We start from the raw sequence: 17,481 nt of genomic DNA on the forward strand, positions 1-17,481 counted from the left end.
AACTATCCCTCGTTATGGCATGCGATCTAGAAGTTCGTTGTATCTTCGATCGCGGTACCACCACTCCACTCCGGGTAGTTCAGATTTCAGTTGGAAAAATAACTTCCAGCCTAAATCGTAGAACTCATTATATCTCCGTTCGTCGTGGAAGCCGATTTTTGTGTGGTCCGTTGGATCTAGGGTTTTATCAAATGCGTGTTCCCAACGATGCAATTGCTGCTTCAACCCTTCAGATATCTGCAATGTGTCTGGGTTAACATTGTCCGGCTCATCCATATCCCAGAGGCACCAGCAACCGTAATCGGACATCAACTTTATTTTACGCATGAGTCGTCCCTGATGGCAGCATACAGCGCAGAAGTCCCTCGCTTACTGGCTTAAGGGACCCACGGTTATCCGAAGCATCAATGCATCTTTCGGCCTCGCAGGATAGAACCTTTAGTGGCATCTATGAACAGTTTCTACTGGTCTTTTGGGAGGGGCTGGCGGTTCCATATGGCCAGCGACGCCGACCATGGCGACAGCATCGGCTATCTCGATGCGCAAACACGCGCCGTGTTCGGGCGCTCCTATGCGGCAGAGCCGGAGCAGCTGATCAAGCAACTGGAGAAGGATGAGGCCATTGCCGAGGCCGATACGCTGCTACTGACAATCCCCAACCAGCTGGGCGTCGAATACAACGTGCATGTCCTTCAATCCATTCTGAAACATGTCGCGCCCGCACTCGGCTGGCGTTAATGGTTCAGGTCCACGGCATGTTAGAATGCCGTGGACCAAAGCTTACTCGGCAACATCCATCACCATTCCCTTGGTCAGTTCCAGCGCCTGACGCTCGAACAGGCCGCGATAGATGCCACCCTTTTTCTGGATGAGGCTGGCATGCGTCCCCTCTTCCGCAATGTTGCCGTGGCTGAACACCAGCAACCGGTCCAGCGACCGAACCGTGGACAGGCGGTGCGCGACCACAAGCGTCGTGCGCCCCTGCATCAACCGTTCCATCGCGGTCTGGATCAGCATTTCCGATTCCGAATCCAGGCTTGATGTCGCCTCATCCAGAATGAGAACAGGCGCATCGGCCAGAAATGCCCGGGCAATGGCAATGCGCTGGCGCTCGCCGCCGGAAAGCTTCACGCCTCGCTCCCCCACCAGCGTGCCATAACCCTTGGGCAAGGCGCTGATGAAGCCATGGGCGCTGGCCAGCCGAGCCGCATTTTCAATCTCCCGCTGCGTCGCGTTCGGCTTTGCATAGGCGATGTTTTCCGCCAGCGACCGGTGAAACAGGATCGGCTCCTGCTGCACGATGGCAATCTGCTGGCGCAGCGATGTCTGCGAAACCTGCGAAATATCCTGCCCGTCAATGCGGATCACCCCATCGCTCACATCATGAAGCCGCTGGATGAGCTTGATGAATGTGGTCTTGCCAGAGCCGGAATGGCCCACAAGCCCCACCCGTTCGCCCGGCTTGATGGTGACGGAAAAATCCTTGTAGAGCGGTGCCAGATGCTTGCCATAATGGAAGCTCACCCGCTCGAACTCGATCTTGCCCTCATCGATCCGCAGTGTCTTTGCATCAGCCACGTCATCGATGCCCAGCGGCTGCGAATGGATGGAGACCAGCTCTTCCATGTCGTTCACCGACCGTTGCAGATTGCGTATATGCATGCCGATTTCCCGCAAATATCCCTGCAAAATGAAGAAGGACGTGAGCACGAAGGTGATATCACCGGCATTGGCATTGCCGCTCGCCCACAGCATCAGGGCAAGACCGATGACGCCAGCGCGCATGATGCTGAGCAGCCCAGCCTGAAGTGTGCCATTGATGGTCCCACGCACCCAGGTCCGCCGTGTACGATCCTCCCATTTGCCCATCACGCGGGTCAGCCGCGCATCTTCACGCTCTTCCGCGCCAAAGGCTTTCACCACGCCATTGCAGGTGACTGCATCGGCCAGCGAGCCGCCCAGACGCGTGTCCCAGCTATTGGCAAGGCTTGCCATGGGCGCGACGAAACCAAGCGACATGGACATGGTGATGATGACGAAGAGCAACGAGCCAAGGCCGACCAAGAGGCCCATCATCGGCCAGTACCATGTCATCAGCGCGGTTGTACCAACAAGCATGACAATCGATGGAAACAGCGCCACGAACACCGTGTCATTCAGCACATCCAGTGCCCACATGCCGCGCGTCACCTTGCGCACGGTGGAGCCCGCAAAGCTGTTGGCGTGCCAGTCGGACGAAAACCGCTGGATGCGGTGAAACGAGCCCGCCGCAATATCCGTCATAGATCTCAGCGTGAATTTGATGATGGTGAGAAACGTTGCGTGCCGCAGGATCACGGCTAAAACGGCAAGCCCCATCAGCCAGCCGAAGGCCGAGATCGCATTGTTCCAAGCACCAACATCGCTTGCCGAACCGGACACGACGGCATCCACCAGACGCCCCGCAAACATGGGCGTCAGAACATCGGCCAGTGTCGAAAACAGAACGGCACACAGCATGAAGGCCACGCGGCCGGGTTGCTGTCGCCAATGGCCCCAACAGAAGCGAAAAACGCTGCGAAACGCCTCACTGCGGCGCAATTTCAATCCAAAAGACATGATGATCATCACCGGTCGAAACCGGTCCCGAGAGAGATTTGAAAGGGAAATTCGCGCGCATTGGCTCGCGAAAAATTCTGACGAATGTGAGAAATGACCGGCCTACCGGTTGGTACGTGGCGATCTTTTGTCGGAAAAAGAGAGAGCGTCAGCTCTGCGCGGCGCTAGCCACCGGGGAGGTTGAAAAATATGACATCTATACCTCCCTCGTTCACGTTGATGCGTCTATACTATGCAACCAAAAAGAAAACGCCAAGCCGGTTTTGTGCGGTATGGTCGAATAAACCTCCAAGTGCGGCAAACTTGCCACAAGACTTTCGCGGAAAACGGTTGCCGCCTGAGAGGCTTCAGCGAATACATCTGCTCGCTATTGCCCATATTCTGGATGAATATTTGGCGACTTTCACTCTGCAACAGGCGAAGATCAGCGCATCACCCTTTACCGGAGCATACTATGACCTTGCGTATCAATCAGACCGCCCCTGACTTCACCGCCGATACCACACAAGGAGCCATCCATTTCCATGAATGGATCGGAGATAGCTGGGCGGTTTTGTTTTCGCACCCGAAGAATTTTACGCCCGTCTGCACCACCGAGCTTGGCGCGATGGCGGGTCTGGACGGCGAGTTCAGGAAGCGCAACGTCAAGGTCATCGGCATCTCGGTTGATCCGGTCGAAAGCCACGCCAAGTGGAAGCAGGATATCCAGACAGCAACCGGTTTCGAGGTGGCCTACCCCCTGATCGGCGACAAGGACCTCAAGGTTGCCAAGCTCTATGACATGTTGCCGGATGATGCCGGTGACAGTTCTGAGGGACGCACCCCTGCCGATAACGCCACGGTTCGCTCGGTCTATGTCATCGGTCCAGACAAGAAGGTGAAGCTGATCCTGACCTACCCGATGACGACGGGCCGCAATTTCGATGAAATCCTGCGCACCATCGACTCCATCCAGCTCACCGCCAAACATCAGGTCGCCACACCGGCAAACTGGAAACAGGGCGAAGATGTCATCATCACCGCTGCCGTTTCCAACGAGGATGCGATCACCCGTTTCGGCTCTTTCGACACCGTCCTGCCCTATCTGCGCAAGACGAAGCAGCCAGCCTAATCTCCCGAGACCTCGGGCCTTGCCATATGGCAGGCCCGAGACTGGCTGTGACTAGCCATTATCGCGCTTGAAGATCCAGTCATGATCGGGGTGGTTCTGGAACCGCCATTTGCGCATCGGTCCGGCCATCACGTTGAGATAATACATCTCATAGCCATAGGGCGCGCCGCAGGGGTGGTGGCCTTTCGGCACCAGCACCACGTCTCCATCTGATACCGCCATGGTCTCGTCCAGCGTTCCGTCTTCGGTAAAGACCCGCTGGAAGCCGAAACCCTGCGCCGGATTGAGACGGTGATAGTAGGTCTCTTCCAGATAGGTCATGTCGGGATAATTGTCTTCGTCATGCCGGTGCGGCGGGTAGGATGACCAGTGGCCTGATGGCGTGAACACTTCCGTCACCAGCAGGCTATCGGCCACATCGCGGTCTTCCATGGCAATCGGGAAAATATACCGCGTGTTGGCACCCTTGCCGCGTTCGCTGAGCGAAATCCCGGCAGGGCCAATCACCTGCGCCTTGCGCCCGGGCGTGCCCGGTGCCGTGCACACACCGATGGTGCAATTGCTCGTGGCCGTCACCGACCAGGAAGAACCAGCCGGAATATAGACGCAATGCGGCGGCTTCCGCTCAAACACATTCATGCGGTCGCCAAGCTCGCCGAAATTCTGCTCTTCGCTAGAGACCTCCGCCTTGCCCTCGACAAGAACCAGAATGACTTCCTTGTCCCCGGTTTCTTCCGTGGCCACCTCGCCCGGCTTCAACCGGTAGAGACCGAAACCGACATAGCCCCACTCCGCACTTTCAGGCGTGATATCATGGACCTTGCCGGATTGGCCGGTCGGCTTGCGCAGCAGATTTGCCATCACTCATCTCCTCATTCAGGCTTTATCGAGCCCGGCTTCCTTGGCGAATGCCCGCAGCGATTTCAGCCCGAGGCTTTGATATTCGAAGGGGTTGCGAACATCAGGATCCTGCTCGGCCTCGATCACCAGCCAGCCACTGTAACCATGGTCTGCGGCAACTTTCAGAACGGGCGGAAAATCCACCCCGCCCTCGGCATCACCCGGCACGGTGAAAACGCCGCGCCGCACGCCTTCGAGGAAGGACAGCTTCTCGTCGCGCACCTGGCGTGCAATCTCTGGCCGCACGTTCTTCGCGTGGATATGCCCGACGCGGCCCATATGCTTTTGCGCAAGGCGCTCAGGGTTTCCACCGCCAAACAGGCAATGGCCGGTGTCCAGCAACAGCTTGGCATGCGGGCCGGTATGCTGCATCAGCCGGTCGATCTCATCCTCGCTCTCGATGATGGTGCCCATATGGTGGTGGTAAACCAGCGCAATGCCCTGATCGGCGGCAAAATTCGCCAGTGCTTCCACGCCTTCGCCAAAGGACTTCCAGTCAGCATCATCCAGTTTTGGGCGGTCATTCACCGGCTTTTCATCGTCACCATGAATGGCATTCGATGTTTCGCAGACGATGATGACCTTGCAGCCCATGGCCTTCAAAAGATCGAGCACCGGCTGCATCGCAGCCTTCTCGTCCTCGATGGAGTTGGTCAAAAGGTTCAGCGAATGCCAGCCGGAAACATAGCGCAGATTGCGCGGCTCAAGCACCGCCTTCAGCGCACTCGGTTCCTGCGGAAACTTGTGGCCCTTCTCGATGCCATCGAAGCCGATCTTCGAGGTCTCATCCAGGCACTGCTCAAGGCTGATATGGGCGCCCAGCGTGCGGTCATCGTCATTGCTCCAGGCAATGGGGTTTGTGCCGTAGAGGATCATGATGACTGCCTTTCCTTCAACGCCGCTTCGTAAGCTGTGCGTGCATCGTTAACATTCTTGCGCTCAGAAACCTCCGGCACCGCCACATCCCACCAGTACCCACCCGCTTCGGGTGTCGGGTAAGGGTCCGTGTCGATCACGATAACGGTTGTCACCGTCGCCGCGCGGGCGGCCTCAAGCGCTGTTTCAAGCTCTGCAATCGACGTTACCTTGTGCGCATCCGCGCCCATGCTGGCGGCGTGCTTGGTAAAATCAATGGCGATGGGGTTTGTGTGGTTGGTGTGGGCGTAAAGATTGTTGAACTCCGCGCCGCCGGTGCCCATCTGCAACCGGTTGATGCAGCCATAGCCACGGTTATCGGTAATCACGACGGTGATTTTCACGCCCATGGCAACGGCGGTGGCAAGTTCGGAATTGGCCATCATATAGGAACCATCGCCCACCATCACGATCACATCACGCTCAGGCTGCGCCATCGCAATGCCAAGGCCACCGGCAATCTCGTAACCCATGCAGGAAAAGCCGTATTCCATATGGTAGGAGAGCGGCAGCTTGGCCTTCCACAGCTGGTGCAACTCACCCGGCATGGTGCCTGCCGCGCACATGACAACCGTATTGTCACGCGAAGCACGCTGCACCGCGCCAATAACCTGCATGTCCGTCGGCAGGCTGTTTGGCTCTGCCCCTGCCTCTGAAGGTGCCGCCGTCACCGCATCGGCTTTCGCAAACCACGCCTGTTTCAGCGCGGTATCAGGCGTCGCAAAACGATGGCTTCCCAAAGCGTTGGAAAGCTTCTCAAGCCCGACCTTCGCATCCGCCGTCAGGCTGATTGCATCATGTTTGGCACTGTCATAGGCCTGCACGTTGAGCGCCAAAAGCTTACGTTGCGGGTTCTTGAACAGCGCCCAGGAGCCTGTCGTAAAGTCCTGAAAGCGGGTGCCGATACCGAAAATGAGATCCGCCTTTTCGGCAATCGCATTGGCGCTGTCTGCACCTGTCACGCCGACAGGGCCGAAATTGAGCGCATGGTCCCAGGCCAGCGCAGATTTTCCAGCCTGCGTCTCGATCACGGGAATGGAATGCATCTCGGCAAAGGCCTTGAGCGTTTCCGTCGCACCGGAAAAATGCACGCCGCCACCGGCAATGATGACAGGGTTCTTGGCAGCCTTCAGCGCCGCGACCGCCTCTTCAAACTCGGCATGGTCAGGCTCGGGGCGGCGCTGGCGCCAGACTTTTTTCTCAAAGAAACTGGCCGGATAGTCATAGGCCTCAGCCTGCACATCCTGGCAGAAAGCCAGCGTCACAGGCCCGCAATCGGCCGGGTCCGTCATGGTGCGCATGGCGCGCGGCAGCGCGGTCAAAAGCTGTTCAGGGCGGGTGATGCGATCGAAATAACGGCTGACGGGCTTGAAGCAATCATTGGCGGACACAGTGCCATCGCCGAAATCCTCGATCTGCTGCAACACCGGGTCAGGGCCGCGATTGGCAAAGACATCGCCGGGAATGAGCAGCACCGGCAAACGGTTGACATGGGCAAGGGCCGCGGCCGTCACCATATTCGTCGCGCCGGGGCCGATGGATGAGGTCACAGCCATGGCACGACGACGGCCAAGCTGCTTGGCGTAAGCGATGGCGGAATGCGCCATGGTCTGCTCGTTCTGGCCGCGATAGGTCTTCAGCTCATCGCGGATGCCATAGAGAGCCTCACCAATGCCTGCCACATTGCCATGGCCGAAAATCGCCCAGATACCGGCAATATAGGTTTCGCCATCCTCATTCAATTGCGCGGCCAGATAGCGCATCATCGCCTGCGCGGCTGTCAAACGGTATGTGGTCACGCTGCACCTCCCTTGTTGCTTGCGGCGCGCGCCTCATCCCATTTCTGGCAGAGTGCGCTATAACGTTGCGTCATCTGCGCAACGGCCTCCTCATCGCTCATCTTGCCCGAAAGCCATGCGCGGGCCGCATCCGCAAAAATCGTGCGCCCCACCGCAAAGCCCTTCACAAGATCAAACCCTGCCGCCAGCCGGAAGCTCTCCTCCAGCTCCGCCTGCGGCGCATCCAGACCTAGCACCACGATGCCCCGCACGTAAGGGTCGTTGCGCTCCACGGCGTCAGTTGCGGCTTTCCACGCCGCCTCGCTTTTCATCGGCTCCAGCTTCCACCAGTCGGGATAAACGCCGATTTCGTAGAAACGCTCGATGATCCGCGCCGTCGTCGTGTCATCGACATTGCCAACCTTGGACGGAATGATTTCAAGAAGCAGTTCCAGCCGGTTGCGCCGCGCCGCCTGGGCCAGCCGCACCACCGTATCTTCCTGCTCTTTCCGCAGCTCCTCGGCATCATCTGGATGGTAGAAGCACAGAACCTTGACGACATTGTTCGCCGGCCATTCATTCAGGCCACCAAAGTCCAGCCCGAGTTCCGGCTCCAGCGTCAGCGGGCGCGAACCCGGCCATTCCACCGGTCGGCCAACCCACAGCCTGGTGCCACTCGCCTCATAAAGCGCATCACGCCCCAAGCGGCTGTCGCACAGGATGCCGTAACCCGCATCCTCTCCGGCCACCTCAAGGGCCGCTTTCAGACACAGCTGCTTGAAAGCACCAATCCTTGCGTGGTCAACGCCCGCCTCATCGGCCATCGCCTCCAGCTGCATGCGGTGGTCGAAGGCAAAGACGCGCATGGTGTTCCAGTCACCCTTGCGGTTGGTGGCCCAGTGCACCTGCTCCAGCGCCGCATCCTTGCGCAGCGCCTTGTTTTTAATGCCGGTGCGGAAGAAATATTGTAGCTCTTCCCAACTCGGGTAAGCCGGTGTGCAGCCGTGGCGAGATACCGCGAAAGCGCCGCAGGCATTGGCGTATTTCAGCGTGGTCGGCCAGTCTTCACCGCGCAACCAACCCCGGAACAGGCCCGCCATGAAGCCATCGCCCGCACCCAGCACGTTGAACACCTCGATCGGAAAACCCTGACCGGACTGGCCATCATCAAGACTTGCCGGAATATCACCCGTAAAGACAGACGCGCCCATGGGGCCGCGCTTGCACACAAGCGTCGCCTTGGAAACCTTGCGCACGGCCTTCAAGGCTTCCAGCGTATCGGTGGAACCACCGGCAATGTGAAACTCTTCTTCCGTCCCGACAATCAGGTCAAAAAAGTGCAGCGTGGATTGCAGCTTGGCCGTGACCTTGGCCGATTCCACGAAACGGCTTTCGCCATCGCCATGGCCCGCAACGCCCCAAAGGTTGGGCCTGTAATCGATATCGAGCGCCGTCTTCGCACCGTTTTCACGCGCGAGACGCAGCGCCTTCAACACGGCAGCTTCGGTGCGCGGATGCGATAGATGCGTGCCGGTGGCGCAGATGCATTCCGCGCTGGCAATAAAATCGGGGTCGATATCGTCTTCGCACAGCGCCATGTCGGCGCAGTTTTCGCGGTAGAATATCAGCGGGAATTGGGATTGATCGCGAATGCCGAGCAGCACCAGCGCGGTCAGCCGCTCCGCATCCGTCACCACGCCGTTCACATCCACGCCTTCGCGCACCAGTTGCTCACGAATGAAGCGACCCATATGCTCGTTGCCGACGCGGGTGATGACGGCTGTTTTCAAACCCAGCCGCGCAGCGCCCGCCGCAATGTTGGTGGGGGAGCCGCCAATATATTTGTTGAATGAGGACATGTCCTCCAGACGGCCACCCACCTGGGCACCATAAAGATCAACCGACGAGCGGCCGATCGTAATCAGATCAAGCTTTTTCACGACCGTCCTCCTTCGCGTTTATGCGACGCTGGAATGACACTCCAATATCATTCCATTTCATGCTATTTTTGGACTATAAATTCCATTTTGGCTGATTTCAACATAAATATTCAATCCTTGCGGTGTGTTCCCACGCCCACCGCCAGTGCAATTGCCACGCATAAAGTGGCCGAAAGCGAGCGGAATGCGCCGAAATCCACCTCTGACACCGAGAGAATGGTTGCGCCCAGTTTCCGCATGGGGCTGACGCTGCTGTCGGTCAGCGCCACCACGGGCACGTTCCGCGCAAGGCTGGATGAAACCAGCTCCATGGTCTCGGACGAGTAGGGCGAAAAGGTAATCGCCAGAACCACGTCGCCGGGGCGAATGGCGCTATCGCTGTGCAATTGCCCCACCGAGGCATGCAGCATGGCGGGCACGCGCATTTTTTCAAACGCATAGGCCAGATAGCTGGCAACAGGGAAGGATCGCCGCAACCCTACGATATGGATGATGTTTGCCTCTGAAAGAACCCGGATCGCGGTCTCGAACTCCTGCGGATCGACCGTGTTCAGCACGCCTTCCAGCGAAGCGCGGCCTGCCTCCACGAATTCGGCCAGAAGCAGCGAGCCGCTATCCTCATGATTATCGCGCAGATTGCTCAACCGTGTCGTATAGTCCGGCCAGCCACCGGTATAATGCTCGCGAAACAGCCGCTGCATTTCGGAAAAGCCGGAAAAACCCATGATCTGGCTGAAACGCATGATGGCTGAAGGCTGAACTCCCGCCCCTTCCGCCAGTTCCGCCACCGTCGATACCGCTATGCGGTCGGCATGGGCAGCAACATAGTCAGCGCATTGGCGCAGCCGTTTCGGCAAGCTGTCCGATACGTCAAGCAATCGCTCCTGAAAGGCTTCCACTGTTGCCGGAGGCGTGTTCTCGCCCATGGCCTTCTCCTCACTTTTGTCCCCACCCGCGATATGGAATATCCATTCCAAATTATTTGACAAGTATTCCAAGACGATTCATCGGGTGACACTGCGGGCCCGGCATGGCATAGGGACCGCCAAACCTCCAAATTATCGGCTATATCCAATGATCCGCATCGAAAATATCAGCAAATCCGCCAGCCATCGCATCCTCTTCATCGAAGCGTCGGCGGCACTCAATCGCGGGGAAAAGGTGGGTCTGGTCGGCCCCAACGGCGCGGGCAAGACGACGCTGTTTCGCATGATCACCGGCCAGGAAATGCCGGATGAGGGTCAGGTCGCCTCAGACAAGCACGTCACCATCGGCTATTTCAATCAGGATGTCGGTGAAATGGCAGGCCGCAGCGCGGTCGCCGAAGCCATGGAAGGTGCAGGCCCCGTCAGCGCGGTTGCGACAGAGCTTCGGGCGCTGGAAGCCCGCATGGTCGATCCCGATCAACTCGACCAGATGGACGAGATCATCGAACGCTACGGCGAGGTGCAGGCGCGCTATGAGGAGCTTGACGGCTACTCGCTGGAAGGCCGCGCCCGCGAGGTTTTGGCCGGCCTCAGCTTCAGTCAGGAGATGATGGACGGCGATGTCGGCAAACTCTCCGGCGGCTGGAAGATGCGCGTGGCGCTCGCCCGTATTCTCCTGATGCGCCCAGACGTCATGCTGCTCGACGAACCGAGCAACCATTTGGACATTGAAAGCCTGATCTGGCTTGAAAACTTCCTGAAGACCTATGATGGCGCGCTGTTGATGACCTCGCATGACCGCGAATTCATGAACCGCATCGTCAACAAGATCATTGAAATCGATGCGGGTTCGTTGACCAGCTACACCGGCGATTACGGCTTTTACGAGCAGCAGCGCGCCCAGAACGAAAAACAGCAGCAGGCGCAATTCGAACGCCAGCAGGCCATGCTTGCCAAGGAAATAAAGTTCATCGAGCGTTTCAAGGCTCGCGCGTCTCACGCCTCGCAGGTGCAGAGCCGCGTCAAGAAACTCGAAAAGATCGATCGCGTCGAGCCGCCCAAGCGCCGCCAGACCGTGGCATTCGATTTTCAGGCGCCACCACGCTCCGGTGAAGACGTCGTTTCGCTGAGGCAGGTCCACAAGGCCTATGGCCAGCGCACGATCTATGAAGGTCTGGATTTCATGATCCGCCGCAAGGAACGCTGGTGCATTATGGGCGTCAATGGCGCGGGTAAATCGACCCTGCTCAAGCTGATTGCGGGCACGTCTGAACCGGACACGGGCGTTGTCAATGTCGGTGCCAGCGTCAAGCTCGGCTATTTCGCCCAGCATTCCATGGATCTGCTGGATGGTGATGCGACCATTCTGCAATGGCTGGAACAGCGCTTCCCGAAGGCGGGCCAAGCTCCGCTCCGCGCGCTCTCAGGCTGCTTCGGTTTTTCCGGTGATGATGTCGAGAAGAAATGTCGCGTTCTTTCCGGCGGTGAAAAGGCGCGCCTCGTCATGGCCGCCATGCTGTTTGATCCACCAAATTTCCTGGTGCTGGACGAACCGACCAACCACTTGGACCTCGACACCAAGGAAATGCTGATCAAGGCGCTCAGCGAATATGAAGGCACCATGCTCTTCGTTTCGCATGATCGCCACTTTCTGGCCGCCCTTTCCAACCGCGTGCTGGAACTGACACCTGAGGGCATCCACCAATATGGCGGTGGCTATGTGGAATATGTGGAGCGCACGGGTGCAGAAGCACCGGGCCTGCTCAAGGCATAAAAAATGCGGCCCTTGGCCGCATTTTCTTTGATCTGGAATCGTCCGCTTAATTCAGTCTTTCCGGCCTAGAACAGCGCATCGGCAAAGAGGTCATCATCGTCGGCAGCGGCCGTTGAATGGCTTGCAGCGGCAGGCGCTGAACTGGACGAAGAAGCGTTGGCTGGCAGGAAGCGCAGGTGAATATCGCGCTCCTGAGACATGGTGTAAAGCTTGAACACTCGGCTCGTAAACGGGTTGATCTTGTCAGCAAAGCCAGACACATCGGCGTTGAAGCCCTGCGGCATCTGCGCGGCGATCTCGCAGCATTGCTTAAAGGTGTCACCCAGTTCGCTTTCAAAATCGAGGCTGACGACGGCAGAACTGATGCGGCTAAACACCGCCTGCCCTTCTTCAGCCAGCGCATCGATGCCGGATTCCATCTGCGTCTTTGCCTCGCGAATGGTCGACAATGCTTCGTTCAGTGGGGCAGCCAGATCGCCGGAAAGCCCGCGTCCCTGCTGGGCCAGTTCCTTCGTTGTCGTTTCAACACGATGCAGTTCGTCCACAATGGCGTCGGCTGGCGTTTCCAGCTTGCCCGCAAACACGCGCATTTCACCGCTAACCACGTTAACGGAGCGACCAGCGTCGCCCAGTTTCGAGCAGCGAAGGTTCGAGTTCAACGCCATGTAATGAATGTCGATCTTGATGGATCGCAGGATCTCGATGCCGCGCGACAATTCCTGCGCGCTGTTCGTTACCGATTCTACAACTTCGTCGGCTTCAGCGCTGCTTTCCTGCACACGGGCCACCAGATCGCAGGCTTCGGTAATGCCCTGCTCCATCAGTGCCAGCACGTTGCTGTCGCTGTTTTTGGTCTTGTCCACAAGCTCATCGCGCAGGGAAAGAATGCGTGCGGCATCATCGGCGAAGCTGGAAATGCTTGTGAAAATCTTGGCGCAATCACGCTGGAAGTCGGACGCCGTTTCGTCCATCTGTGCGCTGGCCATTTGCAGCACAGCTTCTCGCAGGATCACATTTTCATTGTGGTCGAGCGTCTTGCCTTCGGGCGAAGCGGTAAAATCATCCAGTGCTTCCAGCATGCTCTGGATGTGCTCGATGCGCTGCCGCGTGATATCGCCTATCTGCAACAGAGACAGAACCGTTCCGATCTTGCCCTGAATGGCCTGGGCGATTTTCTTGGCCTGCGCGGCGGTATCGGCCATTTCCTGCTGCTGCTGGGCAATGCGGGTGGAGTTTTCGTTGAGACCCTTGATGATCTGCGGGATCGTGTCGTCAAAATCCGCTTTCGTTCCCGAAGAGAACGACAGCGCCTTGATCAATTGCATGCGCATGACGCCAAGGTTCTTGGCAAAGCGCCCCACTTCATCGGCACCGGATTGAATTCGCTCGCGGATTTCATCGGCAAAACCGGCAAATTCGGAAAGACCGGCACCGGTGATTTTCACCGTGATGGCAAAGGTCTTGAGGTAGCGAATGGTTTCGGAGATATCATCGATATGGCCACCCGTTGAGGCACACATATCGGCCAACGACTGGAACCCGGCCTGGCGGTTTTCCTCGGTCTTTGGCAATTGGGCAAGATCGTTGATGGTGTTGTGGAAACCCTTGATATTGTGCTCCACGGACTTGCCGTTCAGCGTGCCGGTCATGCCGTCGAGAATGCCTGTGAGGTTGCCCAGTATCTCCATCACGGAAACGAGCACCGCGCCACCATCGAGAAAGCGCTTTTCGATCTTTGCATGCGCAGCTGTCAGCTTGGCGCTGAGTTCGCCTTGCTTATCAAGTGTATATGCCATGTTAGGCTTATGCAAAGTATTCATCGTCGTTTCCGATCTTGCGTTATAGTTGAACGCTAAGCGGATTTAGGAAACGACAGGTAAATCCATCGGCCCCACGCCGCACTATTACCAAACACAGTTAACAGTTGAGTCACTACAGCTGGTTAACGGCAAGCGCGAAAAGGCGCATTACGATGCAGCGTATCGGAATGTCAGATTATAGCGCACAGAGCCCGCGTCATCATGCACCCCTTTTTTCAACGGCAGGATGCCATGAAAAAACAGCCGCGACGGACCACCCCAGACAACCACATCGCCATGGCTGAGAATGAATTTGCGCACGGGATCAGCCCTGTTGAGGCCGCCAAACTGAAATGTGGCGGCTAAGCCAAGGGATACGGAAACAATGGGATTGCTGAAATCCTTCTCGTCCTTATCCTGATGCAAAGACATTTTCGCAGCCGGCTCATAGCGATTGATCAGGCAGGCATTGGGCACGAAATCAGGATATCCGGCTTCTGTCGCCGCGCTCAGCGCAAGCGCCATAAAGCTCTGCGGCATTGCCGGCCAAGGCTTTGCGCTTTCAGGGTCTGTCGCCTGATAGCGATATCCCCTGCGGTCCGTCACCCAGCCGAACTCACCACAATTGGTCATGGCGACAGACATGGAGAAACCACCTGGCGTGACCATGTGCCGAAAGGGCGCTACCGCAGAAATGCTGTCGATATCCCGCAACAATTGCCCCGCGACGCTAGAAGCAGACCGATGCAGCAGCCACGCACCCTCCGCCATCATCTCGCGAGACGGCTTTTCATTCTCCAATGCTGCAAACAGATCATCCATCATGGGTGCTGGCTCGTTGCTATTGCTGTCTGGACACGCGATCAGGCTTCTCTTGAAGGTCGACCGCCCGTCCTGGTCATCGTAATGTGGCGTTAAGCATAATGGTTCATATCTACCACCTAATATTCGCACCCAGCCGTCACCGCAAGGACGTTAGCTTACCATGCCAGCCACCGAAATGCGCCGGAAGCTGTTTTCGCACGAAAGGCCCGATGTCATCTATGCGGTTGGTGATGTGCATGGCTGCCTTGATCAATTGGAGCGGCTGCAACACAAGATCCTGACGGATGCTGCCCAGCAGCATGGTTCGAAGTGGATCGTGATGCTGGGTGACTATGTTGATCGCGGTCCGAAATCCCGCGGCGTCATCGATGAGCTGATGAAACCGATGACGTGCGACATCGAACGCTTCTGCCTGGCCGGCAACCATGAAGCGACGATGCTGGACTTTCTCGATGATCCGCGTCTGGATCACCTCTGGCTGCAATTTGGCGGCGTGGAAACCTTGCGCTCCTATGGCATTTCGGAACTGCCGGAAGACCGGCGCAGGCTGAAGGCGCTGGTGCAGGAGGCCATTCCGGCAAGCCATGTGGCGTTTCTCACCGATTTGCCATCGCTTCTGGCCGTTCCCGGCTTCTGCTTTGTCCATGCAGGCGTGGTCAACGGCGTTCCCCTGCAAAGGCAGGAGGACAAGCATCTTTTATGGATACGACCGAAAGACCAGGTCGGTTCAGGCGCTGACAACCTGTTTCTCACCGTTCATGGTCACACGCCTGTGCGAACTGTTGCCCTTTCAGACAACCGCCTGAATGTCGATACCGGCGCCTTCATGACCGGTCGGCTGTCTGCCGCAAGGCTTGCGCGCGATGGCACGATCAGCGTCATGCATGCGGATTGAAACAAGGAAGGCGCGGATGTAACCGCGCCCTCGATGCCTGCCGAGAAGTCAGCGCCTCATGCGGCTGAAATCTTCTCGCCCACGATGCGCCAGTTTACGAGATTTTCCAGTATGGCCTTGATGTGTTCAGGCTTGCGATTTTCGTAATCCACATAATAGGCATGTTCCCAGATATCGATGCCGAGATAGGCCGGGCGGCCAACGGCTACCGGGTTGTTGCCATCCTCATATCCCACCAGCGCCAGCTTGTTGCCATCATCGCGGGTCAGCCATACCCAACCGGTCCCGAAGACCTCGTCCGATGTGGCAACGGCTTTCTCAATGAATTTGCCGTAATCGCCAAATGCGGCGTTGAGCTCATCGGCGGCCTTGCCCTCAGGCCGGTTCGGGCCGCCGGGAGTAAACTGCTCCCAGTAAACCACGTGGTTCCAGGCCTGTGCCGCATTGTTGAAAATCTTCTTGTCTGCAGCCTTACCGGCTGAGCTTTTGACGATCTGCTCCAATTCCATATCGGCATAGGGCGTGTCTTTTGCCAGCGTGTTCAACTTGTCGAAATAGGCCTTGTGATGCTTACCATAGTGCAACGAAATCGTTTTGGCGGAGATATGCGGGGCGAGAGCGTCTTCGGCAAAAGGCAAGGCTGGCTGTTTCAGCGGAAGTGCAGCCTTTGCAATGGATGGAGCGGAAAGCGTGGCGGCGGCAGCGGTTGCTGCTGTGGCGGCCATAACGGCGCGTCTCGTCATTAACATGTCTCATTCTCCCGGTTGATATCCAAGTCAGGCAAACCGGTAGGCGTCGGAAAAGTTTCTTTTCGACCTTGCTTATTGATGCAGTTCCCGGTTTTGTTACCCCAAATGGACGTTTAAGGTCGAGGAGGACCGCATGCAGTCGCAAGGAATATCGGGCACGGGTGAGGAGCGCGCGCTCGTTCTCGAGGAGTTGGGCAAGCTTTCGCTACGGCCCTTCCCGCTGGAAGAACAGGTGGGCCCGCATGATGTGCGCATTGCCATCCACACGGTCGGCATCTGCGGCAGCGACGTGCACTATTACACCCACGGTGCCATCGGCAATTTCGTGGTTCGTGAGCCGATGATTCTCGGCCATGAGGCCTCCGGCACGGTGACCGAGGTGGGTTCCGGCGTGACAAACCTGTCTGTCGGCGACCGCGTTTGCATGGAGCCGGGCATTCCCGATCCCATCAGCCGCGCCAGCCGCATCGGCCACTATAATCTCGATCCTGCCGTGCGTTTCTGGGCAACGCCGCCCGTGCATGGTGTGCTCAGAGCATCCGTCGTGCATCCCGCCGCCTATACGTTCAAACTGCCTGACAATGTGTCCTTTGCAGCGGGCGCAATGGTGGAGCCGCTGGCCGTTGGCGTTCAGGCGGCAACGCAGGCCAAGGTCAAGCCGGGCGATATTGCCGTCGTTATCGGTGCCGGCCCCATCGGCCTCGTCACCGTGCTGGCAGCGCTTGCCGCCGGTTGCGCGCGCGTTATCGTATCGGATGTCGATCCTGTGAAACTCGACATGGCCCGCTCCCTCGGCCCCGTCGAAACCGTCAATGTGCGCGACGAAAACCTCGCCGAGAAGGTGCTGAAATCGACCTCCGGCTGGGGTGCCGATGTGATTTTCGAATGCTCTGGCGCAGAAGCCGCAATTTCACGGGTGTTTGAAGCGCTGCGCCCCGCTGGCACCGTCGTTTTCGTCGGAATGCCGACCAAGCTCGTGGCCTATGATATGGTGGCGGCGCAGGTTCGTGAGGCCCGCGTCGAGCATGTCTTCCGTTACGCCAATGTGTTTGGCCGCTGCGTCGATATGCTGGCATCCGGTGCCATCGATGTTGCGCCGCTGATTACCCGCACATTCGACTTCAATGACAGCATCAAGGCGTTCGATATCGCCGCCTCGGCACCCGCCGGTGAGGTCAAGATGCAAATTATCATGCCCGGCTGAGAATTCAGGGTTGCACGAAATTTAACAGCGGTTAGCTTGATCGCCGTTGACGGGCGGAGGCTTGAAC

General features: G+C 57.8%; 14 protein-coding genes and 1 pseudogene. 5 read left to right on the top strand and 10 right to left on the bottom strand.

The features are described from left to right. Positions 1-12: 12 nt before the first annotated feature. Entirely contained in the window at positions 13-327 is a 315-nt protein-coding gene (locus tag ACQZ51_RS17310; RefSeq protein WP_448779071.1) for a hypothetical protein, read from the bottom strand. Positions 328-519: 192 nt separating this feature from the next. Here ACQZ51_RS17310 and ACQZ51_RS17315 point away from each other — a divergent pair. Continuing rightward, positions 520-738, top strand: a pseudogene (locus ACQZ51_RS17315) (LLM class flavin-dependent oxidoreductase); the annotation flags it as partial. A 42-nt stretch (positions 739-780) separates the two neighbouring features. Here the strand turns inward: ACQZ51_RS17315 and ACQZ51_RS17320 are convergent. Next, complete coding sequence (locus ACQZ51_RS17320) at positions 781-2,598, bottom strand: ABC transporter ATP-binding protein (protein ID WP_448779073.1); 1,818 nt, start codon at positions 2,596-2,598, stop codon at positions 781-783. A 454-nt stretch (positions 2,599-3,052) separates the two neighbouring features. Here ACQZ51_RS17320 and ACQZ51_RS17325 point away from each other — a divergent pair, with 454 nt between their 5' ends. Then, a complete protein-coding gene (locus ACQZ51_RS17325; protein ID WP_448779075.1) occupies positions 3,053-3,709 on the top strand; it encodes a peroxiredoxin in 657 nt (218 codons plus the stop codon). A 51-nt stretch (positions 3,710-3,760) separates the two neighbouring features. On the opposite strand, the gene iolB is transcribed toward ACQZ51_RS17325, so the two are convergent. From iolB to ACQZ51_RS17350, 5 genes are all read right to left on the bottom strand, one after another. Then, positions 3,761-4,570, bottom strand: coding sequence for a 5-deoxy-glucuronate isomerase (iolB, locus tag ACQZ51_RS17330; RefSeq protein ID WP_448779077.1), 810 nt, complete (start codon positions 4,568-4,570; stop codon positions 3,761-3,763). Between the two features lie 15 nt (positions 4,571-4,585). After that, positions 4,586-5,485 (bottom strand): myo-inosose-2 dehydratase, encoded by a 900-nt coding sequence (gene iolE, locus ACQZ51_RS17335; protein ID WP_448779079.1) that lies wholly within the window; start codon positions 5,483-5,485, stop codon positions 4,586-4,588. Then, complete coding sequence (iolD, locus tag ACQZ51_RS17340) at positions 5,482-7,323, bottom strand: 3D-(3,5/4)-trihydroxycyclohexane-1,2-dione acylhydrolase (decyclizing) (RefSeq protein ID WP_448779081.1); 1,842 nt, start codon at positions 7,321-7,323, stop codon at positions 5,482-5,484. The genes iolE and iolD overlap by 4 nt, the downstream gene beginning before the upstream one ends. Next, positions 7,320-9,242, bottom strand: coding sequence for a bifunctional 5-dehydro-2-deoxygluconokinase/5-dehydro-2-deoxyphosphogluconate aldolase (locus ACQZ51_RS17345; RefSeq protein WP_448779083.1), 1,923 nt, complete (start codon positions 9,240-9,242; stop codon positions 7,320-7,322). The genes iolD and ACQZ51_RS17345 overlap by 4 nt, the downstream gene beginning before the upstream one ends. Before the next feature lie 110 nt (positions 9,243-9,352). After that, the gene (locus tag ACQZ51_RS17350; RefSeq protein WP_448779084.1) at positions 9,353-10,168 is read right to left on the bottom strand and encodes a MurR/RpiR family transcriptional regulator; all 816 of its coding nucleotides are present in this window, start codon (positions 10,166-10,168) and stop codon (positions 9,353-9,355) included. Between the two features lie 148 nt (positions 10,169-10,316). On the opposite strand from ACQZ51_RS17350, the gene ACQZ51_RS17355 reads away from it, so the two are divergent. After that, entirely contained in the window at positions 10,317-11,942 is a 1,626-nt protein-coding gene (locus ACQZ51_RS17355; protein ID WP_448779086.1) for an ABC-F family ATP-binding cassette domain-containing protein, read from the top strand. Positions 11,943-12,007: 65 nt separating this feature from the next. Here the strand turns inward: ACQZ51_RS17355 and ACQZ51_RS17360 are convergent, their stop codons facing one another. Then, positions 12,008-13,738, bottom strand: a complete 1,731-nt coding sequence (locus ACQZ51_RS17360) for a chemotaxis protein (RefSeq protein WP_448779088.1) — start codon at positions 13,736-13,738, stop codon at positions 12,008-12,010. 171 nt (positions 13,739-13,909) lie between these two features. Next, entirely contained in the window at positions 13,910-14,563 is a 654-nt protein-coding gene (gene alkB / locus ACQZ51_RS17365; RefSeq protein ID WP_448779227.1) for a DNA oxidative demethylase AlkB, read from the bottom strand. Between the two features lie 163 nt (positions 14,564-14,726). On the opposite strand from alkB, the gene ACQZ51_RS17370 reads away from it, so the two are divergent. Further along, the gene (locus ACQZ51_RS17370; RefSeq protein WP_448779090.1) at positions 14,727-15,461 is read left to right on the top strand and encodes a metallophosphoesterase family protein; all 735 of its coding nucleotides are present in this window, start codon (positions 14,727-14,729) and stop codon (positions 15,459-15,461) included. A gap of 56 nt (positions 15,462-15,517) precedes the next feature. Here the strand turns inward: ACQZ51_RS17370 and ACQZ51_RS17375 are convergent, their stop codons facing one another. Further along, a complete protein-coding gene (locus ACQZ51_RS17375; protein ID WP_448779091.1) occupies positions 15,518-16,210 on the bottom strand; it encodes a superoxide dismutase in 693 nt (230 codons plus the stop codon). A 133-nt stretch (positions 16,211-16,343) separates the two neighbouring features. Between ACQZ51_RS17375 and ACQZ51_RS17380 the strand changes: the two genes are divergently transcribed. Next, a complete protein-coding gene (locus ACQZ51_RS17380) occupies positions 16,344-17,414 on the top strand; it encodes an NAD(P)-dependent alcohol dehydrogenase (RefSeq protein WP_448779093.1) in 1,071 nt (356 codons plus the stop codon). Positions 17,415-17,481 lie beyond the last annotated feature (67 nt).

It is taken from the genome of Agrobacterium sp. CG674 (genome assembly GCF_053521645.1).